This is a genomic window from Paraburkholderia sp. (assembly GCF_034668105.1).
GTDB lineage: Bacteria > Pseudomonadota > Gammaproteobacteria > Burkholderiales > Burkholderiaceae > Paraburkholderia.
On record NZ_JAXDPY010000381.1, the window covers coordinates 1 to 12256 of the forward strand.

8 protein-coding genes are annotated in these 12256 nt (G+C 63.6%); 3 read left to right on the forward strand and 5 right to left on the reverse strand.

Annotated features, from left to right (window positions below):
* The 4 genes from QOC89_RS17075 to QOC89_RS17090 all read right to left on the reverse strand — a co-directional run.
* A partial coding sequence (locus tag QOC89_RS17075; RefSeq protein ID WP_323046094.1) for an AMP-binding protein occupies window positions 1-1171 on the reverse strand: 1171 nt, incomplete at its 3' end.
* Between the two features lie 153 nt (window positions 1172-1324).
* Window positions 1325-3145 (reverse strand): alkyl sulfatase dimerization domain-containing protein, encoded by a 1821-nt coding sequence (locus QOC89_RS17080; RefSeq protein ID WP_323046095.1) that lies wholly within the window; start codon window positions 3143-3145, stop codon window positions 1325-1327.
* Between the two features lie 111 nt (window positions 3146-3256).
* Entirely contained in the window at window positions 3257-3949 is a 693-nt protein-coding gene (locus QOC89_RS17085) for a helix-turn-helix domain-containing protein (RefSeq protein ID WP_323046096.1), read from the reverse strand.
* A gap of 161 nt (window positions 3950-4110) precedes the next feature.
* Window positions 4111-5067, reverse strand: a complete 957-nt coding sequence (locus QOC89_RS17090) for a LysR family transcriptional regulator (RefSeq protein ID WP_323046097.1) — start codon at window positions 5065-5067, stop codon at window positions 4111-4113.
* Between the two features lie 103 nt (window positions 5068-5170).
* On the opposite strand from QOC89_RS17090, the gene QOC89_RS17095 reads away from it, so the two are divergent.
* Window positions 5171-6529 carry an MFS transporter gene (locus tag QOC89_RS17095; RefSeq protein WP_323046098.1) on the forward strand — a complete coding sequence of 453 codons (1359 nt, stop codon included), beginning with the start codon at window positions 5171-5173 and terminating at the stop codon, window positions 6527-6529.
* Window positions 6530-6846: 317 nt separating this feature from the next.
* Window positions 6847-9765 carry an autotransporter outer membrane beta-barrel domain-containing protein gene (locus QOC89_RS17100; protein ID WP_323046099.1) on the forward strand — a complete coding sequence of 973 codons (2919 nt, stop codon included), beginning with the start codon at window positions 6847-6849 and terminating at the stop codon, window positions 9763-9765.
* 4 nt (window positions 9766-9769) lie between these two features.
* Here QOC89_RS17100 and QOC89_RS17105 read toward each other — a convergent pair whose 3' ends face one another.
* Entirely contained in the window at window positions 9770-10879 is a 1110-nt protein-coding gene (locus QOC89_RS17105) for a porin (RefSeq protein ID WP_323046100.1), read from the reverse strand.
* A gap of 354 nt (window positions 10880-11233) precedes the next feature.
* Between QOC89_RS17105 and QOC89_RS17110 the strand changes: the two genes are divergently transcribed.
* Window positions 11234-12169, forward strand: a complete 936-nt coding sequence (locus tag QOC89_RS17110) for a DMT family transporter (protein WP_323046101.1) — start codon at window positions 11234-11236, stop codon at window positions 12167-12169.
* Window positions 12170-12256 lie beyond the last annotated feature (87 nt).

Genomic DNA, 12256 nt, shown 5'->3' on the forward strand with positions numbered 1-12256 from the left:
CTTCGTTGCCGGCGTCGTCGCGGATCGAGACCTCCGTGGACGGCAACGGCAAACCCACCGTCCCGGTGAACGCGGTGGACGTCGGCAGATTGGTGGTGGCGCACGGCGAGGTTTCGGACAACCCATACCCTTCGACGATCGGCACGCCGGTGAGCGCTTGCCAGCGTTGTGCGACGGCTTGCTGTACGGCCATGCCGCCGCCGTTCGATTGCACCAGCTTCGAGAAGTCGAGCGTTTTGAAGTCGGGTTCATTCAGCAGCGCGTTGTACATCGTGTTCACGCCGGGGAACGAATTGATCGCGTAGCCTCGCAAGGCTTTGATCAGGCTGGCCAGGTCGCGCGGATTCGGAATCAGAATGCCCATGCCGCCGCAACGCATCGTCAGCAAGCCGGAGACCGTCAGTCCGAAGATGTGATACAGCGGCAGCGCCACCACGGTGATGGGTTGCTTGATGTCGGTGCGTCCGCGATAGACCGGCTCGCGCCACAACTCCGATTGCAAGACGTTGGCGATCAGGTTGCCATGCAGGAGCGTGGCGCCTTTCGACACACCGGTGGTGCCACCCGTGTACTGCAGCACCGCCACGTCGCCACGCGTGAGCGCGACCGGTGTAAAGCCCGCGTCCGCGCCGCGTGCGATCGCATCGTTCAACGTAATGCGCGCCGTGGGCGGCACATCGGCTGCGATCTCGGGGCTACCCGCGCCAAGCATCTCGCCGATCGAGGTCAGCACGACATGCTTGATCGGCGTCTGCGCCTGCACGGCCTCCAGTGTTTGAGAAAATGGTTCGAGCAGCACGATCGCTTGCGCGCCGCTGTCGTTCAACTGATGTCCCAGTTCGCGCGGCGTATACATCGGGTTGACGTTCACCAGCACGTAACCGGCACGCAGAACCGCCGCCATGACCACCGGGTACTGCAATACGTTCGGCAGCATCACGGCGATGCGCGCGCCGCGCGCGAGACCTAGCCGTTGAAACCACGCTGCGAGATGACGCGACTTCACATCGAGTTCGCCGTAGGTCAACTCGCGGCCCATGCAGACGAACGCGCGCTCCGCCGCGTGCTTCTGGAAGCTTTGTTCCAGCAAGTCCGCAACGGAGCTGAACCGCGTAGCGTCGATCTCGGCCGGGACGCCCGGCGGATAGGACTTCAACCAGATCTTTTCCATGTCTCCTCCCTTGTTGGTTTCGCATCGCGATGCGTCACCGCACGATGTGCCGTCGCGTCGCTGTGCCGCTGTGCCGCTGTGCCGCTGTGCCGCTGTGTGCCGTGTGCTGTGCGCTGTGCGCTGTGCGCTGTGCCGCTGCAAGCTACGCTGCGTCTATCGCGTGGTCAGCGCGGGCATACGGCGCGTGGGCCGATCGAAGCAATCGAAGAACCTGCGTAACTGCTCAGCCGTCCCGCGCTCCAACACCACGGTACCGCTCTCGATGCACTGCGGCAACTGCGTCGCCACGTCGCGCAGCATGCCGTACAAGGTGCTGGTTTCCAGCCTGAGTTGAACGTCGATCGTTGAAGGCATGCGCTCGTGAACCTGCAACACGCCACGCCGTAGTTCGAGTGCATGCGTTTCATTGCGATCCGTCACGCGGAATGCCAGCGTCATGTGCACGTCCGCGCAACGATCCGGATCGACGTTCACGCTCAAGCGCTGGAACACATTGCGCAACGGTTGAGCGCGCAACACATCCGTCGAGGCGAAACTCGCGCTGCCCGCAAACGGCAGATCGTCGTAAGCGTGTTCGAGTTCGCGTGCCGCGCTCAGATACCAGTTGCGCCAATTGGTGTTCACCGTGCGGTAGCCCAACTCGCGTAGCGCGCTCGCCTTGATATTGCGCGCGTCGGTGTCGGTGGTATCGAGGCGCACCAGCAGCGTCGCCAATTCCGCGGCCCAGCGCCAGTCCGAATCGCCCAGCGCGATCCGCGCGGCGGCGCGCACCGCTTCCACACCGCCCATCATTCGGATCATGCGTTGCGAGCGTTCGGCGCGCGGCAGCGGATCGAGCGACGCCGGATCGCCATCGAACCAGCCGAGCTGACCGCTATACACCTGCCGCACCGAATGCTTAACCGTGCCATAGTATTCGCCGAGCCACGCATGCGCGGCGAGATGCGGCGGCAGCGCGGGAATCGCTTCAGCGAGTTCGTCCGGGCTCAGACCGAAGTTCATGTGACGGATGGTCTGATCGTGGATGAACTGGATGGCGTCGCGATATACGCACAACACCTCGGCGACAGACTGCGCGCCCGATACCGGCCGGCCATGCGCCGGCACCATATGCGCCGCGTTGAAGCCGCGCATCATATCGATGGTCTGATACCAGCGCACCGGATCGCGGTAACGCGTGCCGCGCAGCGTATGCACGTTCGCGAGGCACTCGCCCTGGATCACTTCCGCCGACAGCAGCACGCCGAGGTCCGGCAGCCACATGACGATTTCGTCGTCGGCTTCCGAAGGGGCGTAGCGGAACTCGAAGCGCACGCCCGCCAGCACGATGTCGAGCTTGTCGTCGAACACGCGGGTCGGCGCGAAGAAGCTCGCCGGCTCGGCGATCAGCACGGGCCCGATGCCCGCGTTGACCTTGCCGGTCGCGCCGGGCGGCAGCAGCGTGCCGAAGCTGTAGGCCGAACGCGTGGCGAGAATCGGCGCGACGAGATTCGCGTTGTTGATCACGGTATCCATCAGCGAACGGTGCGCGATGATCTCGACGCTGCCCGCCGCGAGCGCGGCTTCATCGACAAAGGCGCGCACGCCGCCGGTATGGTCCGTGTGATTGTGTGTATAAACCACGGCCTTGACCGGCAGCCCGGCATGCCGCGGATCGATCGCGCAGAAGTCCTCGTAGATGCGCTGCGCGGCGGACACGGCTTCGGTCGCGTCGATCACCACGATACCGTCGTCACCCACCACGAAGATGATGTTTGCGATTGCATAGCCGACCGCGCAATACACGCGCTCGGCGACACGATAGATACGCTGCGCCATGCGCCGCGAGTGTTCGGTGAGGCGCGGCGGCACGGTCGGCGCGGCAACGGCGAAGGCGAGATTCACGCCGGCGTCGAACGCGACGTCGAGCGGTTCGCCGATATGTGGCGCGTCGAAAGCGGGATTGCGGACCTGTTCGGGGCAACATGAGCTCATGCGGTGTCTCCTTGGATAGTCGGCTGCGCGTAGCGGGCATCGCGCTGCACTTGAGGATTCGTTTTTCGATTATGGAACCGGAATTCTGATTCCGATTTACAGATAAAAAAATTAGCCGTCCGGCAACTCGAGACAACGCCGCACCCGGATTTGCAGCCACGACCGCAGTTGCCGGCTGGAGAGCGACAACGGACCGGGGTCGTTCAACACGCTATTGACCAGCATGCCGAGAATCATTTGCAACGTGGCACGCACTTCGAAATCGAGCGCCTGGGTTACGTTGTCATTGGCCTTGATGCCGCGTGACTGTGCCAACGCGCTGACGAGACGCGGCACGATCATCGCCAGAACCTCGTGATTGGTCGATTTCACGGCGTCCCAGCTCGCCTTGCGCTGCGAAGCTCGCAGCAACGACGCGTGATATAACCCGCGATTGCGCCGAAACGTCATCACGTAAAACGAAATGACCGCATCAGCAAGTGTGCCTGCGTCGTTCGAACGCCAGGCCGGGTCACGCTCGACGGTCTGGCGCACATGCTCGAGCCCCTCTTGCATGACCGCATCCTGGACGACTTCGAAGAAGCTGTCCTTGTTGTCAAAGCGCCGGTAGAACGCACCGATCGACGTGCCCGCACGCTCGACGATCTCGTTGATCGACAGATCGTCGAGATTGCCGCTCGCCTCAAGCAATTCGCGCCCGGCTTGCAGCATGCGCACGAGCCCTTGCTGACTGCGCATCTGGCGCGGCGCCGCGATGGCGCTGGGCGGCTGCGGCTCGCGGCTGCGTGGTGAAATCGTCGTCATGCAGGTTTCAGCTTCGGTTCGCTGCTCTGAGAAAATGAAGACTCACGGCAAACCGGAATCTGAATTCCGGATCGTCCGCGATTAGGATCGCTGTGTCAATCGCTTCCAGGGTAATCACGGGGCGATCATACGATCACCCCGGCGGCCGTTCCGCGGTCCATTCAGGTCGGCACTGAGGCAGGATGCAGCAAGCCCTGCGCGGCCTGGTTGGCGTCCTCCATCACCTGCTCGGCGAGCCCCAGCGCGCAAGAGGCAGCAGGCGACGGCGTGCGCTCGGCGAGATAGACGAGGGCGAATTCCAACCCGAGACGCGGCGGATTGACGAGCGGAATGCGCGCGAGCCGACGCATCTCCAGATCGCGCCGCATCGCGGACGCCGTGGCGAACAACACCGAATCGGTCTGCGCAACCACGTCCTTCAGCACCGCCACGTCGTTGCATTCGATCTGCAACGGAATCTGTTCGTGCGCGCGGTACTTCAGCAGGCGATGCAGCGCGTCCTTCATGAACGCCGGCAAGCTCACCGAGACCAGCGGAAACTCGCGCAACGCCGCGAGCTGCACCGTGTCGCGCGCGAACAGCGGATGGCCCGGGCGCGCAAACCAGCCGCCCTCGTGACGCGGCAGACGCTGCAACGTGACATCGGGCGTCACGGGCGGCACCCGGCGATCGGTGACCAGAAAGTCGATCTGTTCGGCGCGCAGCTTGGTCAGCAGCGCGTCGCCCTCGCCGAGCTCGATCGACACCTTGATCTTCGGAAAGCGCCGTGCGAACTGCACCAGCAGGTCCGGCAGCAGCACGACAGCCGCATAGGGCCCAAGGCCGATGCGCACCTCACCGAGCTCATGCGCCTTCAGCAGTTCGACGTCGCGAAACAGACAGCGCGTTTCGAACAGCACGCGCCGGGCGCGCTCGACCAGCATGCGCCCGGCCGCCGTCATCGCGACGCCGCGCGCGGCGCGGTCGAACAGTTTCATGCCGACTTCCTCCTCGAGCGCCTGAATGCTGCGGCTCAATGCCGGCTGGCTCAGATGAACCCGCTCCGCTGCGCGCGCGAAACTACCCTCCTCCGCGAGCGCGATCAGATGGGTAAGACGGCGAGAATTAACCTCATGCATGGATTGCAAGCTCCCGATAACGAGAATGCACTTGAACAATTCAGTTATACCACCTCAAATGGGCGAAAACCCAGCGCCCCCGCGCCAGAAACGGAGACCCGCTTTGCCCACTTTCCTCAGCAGCACGAAGCGCTGCACGGCACTTGCCGCCGACACGGCGTCGGCTCACCCAACCCAACCTGCCCACGCGCGTGAGACCGCGCAAGGCCGCCGCTGGGCGATCGTCGCCTCGCTGTTCCTGTTCATGCTGATCAATTTCGCCGACAAGGCCGTACTCGGTCTCGTCGCGATCCCGCTGATGCATGACATGCAATTGACGCACGGTCAGTTCGGGCTCGTCGGCAGCGCATTTTTTGTGCTGTTCTCGGTCTCGGGCATCGCCGTGGGTCTGATCGCCGACCGCGTCAACATGAAATGGCTGCTCGCCGCGCTCGCGCTGATCTGGGCGGTCGCGCAGTTGCCACTCGCGTGGCCGGCCAGCTTCGCCGTGCTGCTGCTGTGTCGCGTACTGCTGGGGGCGGGCGAAGGGCCGGCCTCGCCGCTCGCACTGCATGTGGTCTACACCTGGTTCGACGACCGCGAACGCAATCTTCCCACCGCCATCGTTCAGCAAGGGGCGACCGCAGGTGTCATCATCGCGGGACCATTGCTCACCTACATCTCGCAACGGTGGCACTGGCACGCGACGTTTCTCACGCTCGGCGCGGTCGGCATTGGCTGGACCATTTTGTGGCTGTGCCTGGGCAAGACCGGCGATCGTCAGCACAACGCATCGCCCGCGTTTGCGCCGGTGTCGGCAGCCGGGCCTCATGCTGCGTCATTGCGCTTTCGGCGCATGCTGAGCGACCGCACGGTGATCGGCGTGATGCTGCAATGCTTTGTCGGCTACGCGGTGATCGCGATCGGCTTCACCTGGGTGCCCGCGTATTTCCGGCTCGGCCTCGGCTTTGCCGCGACCCACGCCGGGTGGCTGTTCGCACTGCAAGTCGCGGCGCAGATTCCGCTCGGCATCGCACTCGCGATTGCGTCGCATCGCATGCTCAAACGCGGCGTGCCGTCAAAGGTCGCGCGCGGCAAACTGATCAGCGCGGCATGCGTGGTGAGTGGCCTTGCGTACTGTTCACTGCTGGTCGGCGCGCAGCCGTTTATCAAGGTCGCGTTGATGGGACTTGCCAGCGCGTTGGCGATCCAGACGTTCACCTTCGGTCCGATGCTGGTCGCCGAAGTTGCGCCGGCAGCCCGGCGCGGCGCGCTGCTCGCGATCACCAACTCGATTGTCACCACGGCGGGACTGATCGGCCCCGTTGCAATGGGCAAGCTGCTCGGCGTGGCAGGCGATGCGCGTGGCTATGAAATCGGCTTCGCGGTGACCGGCGTGTTGCTGCTGGTCGTCGGCGCGGCGGGTTTCGCATTGATCGATCCACAACGGTCGAAGCGGCGCATGGAGGGCATTGCGGGGTGATATTCCTGGGCTGACTTTTGCATGGGTTTTTAATGCCCGGCTCGAACAGTTCCTTCATGTTCAGTCATGCGGCATAACAGTCCAGTTCCACGTCGTTAGTACCGTTGACTAAATTCATCCGACGGTACATTCTTCTTGCACATCGTCCAGACGCGGCATCCCAAGAGACGACGCAGCGCACATAACAAACCCAGCAGGAACTGACCAGACCTGTTCTACCGGAGAACCGTCGTATGCGTCGTGCATGCCCGCTGCATGTGTCTGTTCGTTCGCGTCTTTTCGAAGCCCTTTCGTCCGCACTTGGGATAGCGATCCTTTTGCCATGCGAGCCTGCATTCGCAGCTTGCGACAACACTGCGCCGGCCAGCGGCCAGACCGTCACCTGCGATAACAGCGTCCCCAATCCAGCCACTACGCCAATCGCCGCGGTTGCCGGCAGCACCAACGTCACGGTGAACGTGCAAGCGGGCGCCGAACTCGATGTGACCGGCAATAACGTCATCCTCGTGCGCGACGGCAGCACCGTCACCAACCTCGGCACCTTGCATGGCGCAGGTGACACCTTCGACGCCATCTCGGCGCATGGCGCGAGCGGCGGCGCCGGCCATGACGTGTTGATCAACCGCGGCACGATCGTCACCAGCGGTGTCGAATCGGAAGGCATGTTCAACAGCGCTGCCGCGGTCACGATGCTCAATGACACCACCGGTGTGATCAGCACTACCGGCAACAACTCAGTTGCGATGCATGACTTCGCAAGCCCCGGTGGCGGAACGCTGACCAACAACGGCAGGCTCTCGACGAGCGGCGATGGCTCACACGGCATGGCTGCGCTGACTAATAACGACACGCTCGTCAACAACGGCTCAATCACGACGACGGGCGCCGGTTCGTATGGCATGCAGGCCAACGGTAACGCCGTCGACGGCCCGGGCAACAACGTGCTGACGAATCACGGCACGATCGATGTCTCAGGTACGGGTTCGCACGGCCTCGTTTCGCAGGATATTGCGCCCGGCGTCGTGACGAACACCGGCTCGGTGACAGCGCGTGGCGCGGGTGGCCTCGGCGCCATCTTCTCCGGCCCAGTCACGTTGAACAATGCGGCCGGCGCGAGCATCGTCAGCCAGCAGGCCAATGCCGTGGTTGCGAACGGCGGTGGCACCTTCAACAATGCGGGCACGATTGCGGGTGCGATCAACGCGGTCGCCTTTGCCAATGCGCCGGCAACGATCACGAATAGCGGCTCCATCACCGCGGTCGGGAGTCAGGCAATCAGCTCCACCACTGCCTTCAGTATCGTCATCAACAACACCGGTACCATCGCGGGCGGCAACGGCCGCGCGATCTGGACCGATGCCGGCAACGACACCTTCAACTGGAGCGGCGGCACCGTCACCGGCTTCGTGCGTCTCGACGCAGGCGACGACATCGCCAACCTCATCGGGCTCACCGACACCAATCTCGCCGGCGTGCCGAGCTTCGACGGCGGCACCCGCAACGACGTGCTCAATTTCAACCGCACGTCGGCGAGCGGCCTTGGGCGTTTCATCAACTGGGAGACGGTCAACGTCGCCAACGGCAGCCAGTTGACGCTCGACGCCAACGGCCTCGTGCTCGGCGACAGCGGCACATTGACCGGCACGCTCAACATCGATTCGAGCAGCACGGTGTTTGCAGGCGGCTTTGGCGGCACGGCGACGATCGCACCGGCGGTGGCGGGTCAACGCGTCAACGTCAACAATGCGGGCACCCTCGATCTGACCAACGGTGCGACGGCGACGCGCAATACGCTGGTGATCAACGGCAACTACACCGGGCTCAACGGCCGCTTGCTGCTGCAGACGGTGCTGGGCGGAGACGGCTCGCCGAGCGACAAGCTGGTGATCGCGCAAGGCGTCGGTTCGGGCAATACTTCGCTTGGCGTCACCAATGTCGGCGGCTCGGGCGGCGCCACGCTCACGGACGGCATTCTCGTCGTGCAGGCGACGAACGGCGCGACAACGACGGCGAACGCTTTCACGCTGCCAAGGCCGCTGTCCGTGGGCGCCTATACGTACTATCTGTTCAAGGGCGGTGTGAGCGCGGGGACGGCAGACAACTGGTATCTGCGCTCGAGTCTGGCCGCGACTCCGACTCCGACTCCGACTCCGACTCCGACTCCGACTCCGACTCCGACTCCAACAACACCAAGTCCGACTCCCACGCCAACACCAACACCAACACCTACTTCACCTCCGACACCGACTCCAACACCCACATCGACGCGGGCTCCCACACCGCTCTACCGGATGGAAGTGCCCGTCTATGCCGAGGTCCCAGTCCTCACGCGCGAACTCGGCATCGCGCAGATCGGCACCTTCCATGACCGCCAGGGCGAGCAGTCGCTGCTGAACGAAAGCGGCCCGCTTGCCGCCACGTGGTCGCGTGTGTGGGGCGAGCACAGCTCGCAAAGCAATAGCGGCGCGGCCCACCCCGAATTCAGCGGCACGATGGCCGGCGTGCAGGTGGGTCAGGATATCTACGCGGATCGCAGCGAAAACGGCCATCGCAATCACTATGGCTTCTTCATCGGGTTTGCCCGCGCCCAAGGCGACGTGAATGGCTTCGCGCTCGGTGTCCCCGATCTCTCGGCCGGCCGGCTGTCGATCAACGCGTACAGTGCAGGCGTGTATTGGACTCATATCGGCCCAGGCGGCTGGTACACCGATGCGGTTGCGATGGGCAGCTCACTCACGCTCGATCCTTCGTCGAATCAGGGCATTGGCGCGAGTACGCACGGCCACTCGGTCACGACCTCACTGGAAGCCGGCCTGCCGATACCGCTACGCGCCGATCTCAGTCTCGAACCCCAAGCGCAACTGATCTGGCAGCACGCATCGATCAACGATCTGAACGACGGCGTTTCGAACGTATCGTTTCACGCGGCAAACGGTCTGGTGGGCCGGCTCGGCCTACGCCTGCAAGGCAGGTTCGAAGGTGCCGGCGCGCAGTGGCAACCGTATCTGCGCGCGAATCTGTGGCGCTATTTCAACGGCACCGATAGTGCGACTTTCGCCGGTACGACCGTGATTCCCACTGATGTCGCCGCCACGGCCGCCCAGTTCGGCATCGGCATGGTCGCGCATTTGAGTGCGCGCGGCAGCGTGTTCGCCACGGCGAGCTACACCACGAATGTGAACGGCGAGCATCGCAGCACGGTGGAGGGCAATCTCGGCGCGCGCTGGAGTTGGTAAGGGCTCAGAACTGATGCCGCAGACCGGCCATCAGACCGATCTGGCTACCCTTCTGCGCGAGGCCGATCCCGTTGACGCCCTGCAACTGCGCGCCGATCAGGTCGCCCCGGTAGAGCGAGTAATCGCCTTCCAGATAAACATCGGTGCGCTTCGAGAGGTTGTAGTCGGCCATCAGCTGGTACTGCCATGCCGAACCGTCCTGCGCGGCGGTCTTGCCGTCCTGCAACGTGCGCCAGACGTTCGCGGCGAAGTGCCACGCAGTGCCGACCTGCTGCGAGATGCCGCCCATGATCATGCGGCGCCGCGAAAAGTCGGTGTACTTGAGCGCGGCCAGCGCGGGCGCGGTGAACGGCCCGTTGGCGAAGCTCGAAAAACCGGCGTCGTTCTGATTGACGATATAGCCGACCGAGAAACGCGTCATGTTCCACGTGTACGACCCGCCAATGGTCCAGTCTTTCGCGGCTGAACCGTTGACCGAATCTTTCGACACCTCATACGCGGCGCCAAGCGTGAACGGGCCGCCCGGCGCATAAGCGAGCGTCGCGCCGAACTGACTGCCGTACGAATTGCCCGCGTTGCCGCCGAACGCGTAACCGGTGGCAAAATAGAAGCCGTTGTATTTCGCCTGATACTGCACCTGATTGCTGGTCCAGATACCGCCGGTCATGGTCACTTCCGGCTGAAAGCTGAAATCGTACGGAATCCAAAGATTACTGCCATACCCGCCGATGGTGATGCCCTCGATCATCACGTTGTATTGCCGGCCGAAGATCACCTGACCATAGGAGTCCGAGCGCACGCCCACTTGCGCCTCATTGAAGAACGGCATGTTGGGATCGCTTTGGCCGCTATTGATGTAGAAACGGTTTTCGAGCTTGAAGAACGTAGACCAGCCGCCGCCCAGGTCCTCGACGCCTCGTATGCCCCAGCGGCTTTCGGTCGTGCCGCCATTGCCGAGCGCGAACTTCGAATCTCCGGCGCTATTGACGTGCGTGAGATAGCGCACGCTTTCGTCGACCACACCATAGAGCGTCACGCTGGATTGCGCGTGCGCCATCTGACCTGCCAACGCTGCGGGCACCACGGCCATCGCCCACCGGCTTGCGTTCCTCATAACGTCCCCCTGTACAGATTCCCACTTTTCGCGGATATTTCGACACCGCCGCGCCCGATGCAAAGTCCCGGCACGCTGCTCGTTGGCGACCGCGCAAATCGACAGGTACGGAGCCGGGCCCGCCTCGAAGCGTTGCATGGCGCCCCTGCAGGCTGCACGAATAAGCTGACGAAATGCGGGTGGGTGAACCTTAGCGCGAATCCGAAGCCGCAAGAAAATAGACTGATGTAAGTGTTGTTATGTCATCGAAGGGCTTGCAGCTTGTAAGAAGCACGCGTAGGCGGTGGGGTCATCGCATTGCGCCACGCACGCATTTGCTATCGTATGACCTATGATCGCCACTCGACACTCCTCATGAGCACAACCGTCCTGCCCGCGCGCCGCGCGCCAGATAGCTTCGCCATCGCGCTGATGATCGGCTTGTGCGCGATCTGGGGACTCCAGCAAGTCGCGATCAAGAGCACCAACACGGCGTTGCCACCGGTATTCCAGGCGGGCTTGCGCTCGGCCATCGCAGCCGTGCTGGTATGGGGTTGGGCGCGCTCGCGCGGCACCCCGCTCTTTCGCGACGACGGCACCTTGGGGGCGGGCTTGCTCGCGGGTGTGCTGTTCGCGGCGGAATTCGTCTGCATTTTTCTCGGCCTGACGCTGACCAGCGCTTCGCGCATGGCGGTCTTTCTGTACACCGCGCCCTGCTTCACGGCGCTCGGCTTGCACTGGTTTGTCGACGGCGAGCGGATGCGGCGCATTCAGTGGCTCGGCATCCTGGTGGCATTCGCAGGCATGGCGCTGGCATTCGCGGACGGTTTCCTGCACGGCCACGGCGCGCAAGGCGCCACGCTGAAAGGCGCCGCCGGTGACGCGCTCGGGGTGCTGGCCGGCATCGCGTGGGCGGCGACCACCGTGGTGGTGCGCGCCACGCGCCTCGCCCATTCGAGCGCCAGCAAGACGCTCTTCTATCAACTGACGGTGTCGGCGGTGGTGCTGATCGCGCTTGCACTGGGGCTAGGCCAGGCTCACGTGGACAACGTCACGCCGCTGGCGGTGCTGAGCCTCGCGTATCAAGCGGTGATCGTGGCGTTCGTCAGCTATCTGGTGTGGTTCTGGCTGTTGACGCGCTACATCGCGTCGCGCCTGTCGGTGTTCTCGTTTTTGACGCCGTTGTTCGGCGTGACCTTTGGCGTATTGCTGCTCGGCGAATCGTTCAGCCTGCGCTTTCTGATGGCCGCCGTGCTGGTGCTGACCGGCATCGCGCTGGTCAATGCGCCCGGCAAACGCCGGGCTGGTTAGGAACGTGAGACGGAGAGACGTGCCGCCTCGGACGGTGGTGCGCCTCTATCAACCTTGTGCTTCACTTGTGCTGTGCCGTTCAGGCCT

What these genes read in the sequence shown, in the direction of transcription:
- QOC89_RS17085 (WP_323046096.1), bottom strand. Translation starts at nt 3,949, where the DNA reads ATGACGACGATTTCACCACGCAGCCGCGAGCCGCAGCCGCCCAGCGCC.
- QOC89_RS17080 (WP_323046095.1), bottom strand. Translation starts at nt 3,145, where the DNA reads ATGAGCTCATGTTGCCCCGAACAGGTCCGCAATCCCGCTTTCGACGCG.
- QOC89_RS17105 (WP_323046100.1), bottom strand. Translation starts at nt 10,879, where the DNA reads ATGAGGAACGCAAGCCGGTGGGCGATGGCCGTGGTGCCCGCAGCGTTG.
- QOC89_RS17090 (WP_323046097.1), bottom strand. Translation starts at nt 5,067, where the DNA reads ATGCATGAGGTTAATTCTCGCCGTCTTACCCATCTGATCGCGCTCGCG.
- QOC89_RS17110 (WP_323046101.1), top strand. Translation starts at nt 11,234, where the DNA reads ATGAGCACAACCGTCCTGCCCGCGCGCCGCGCGCCAGATAGCTTCGCC.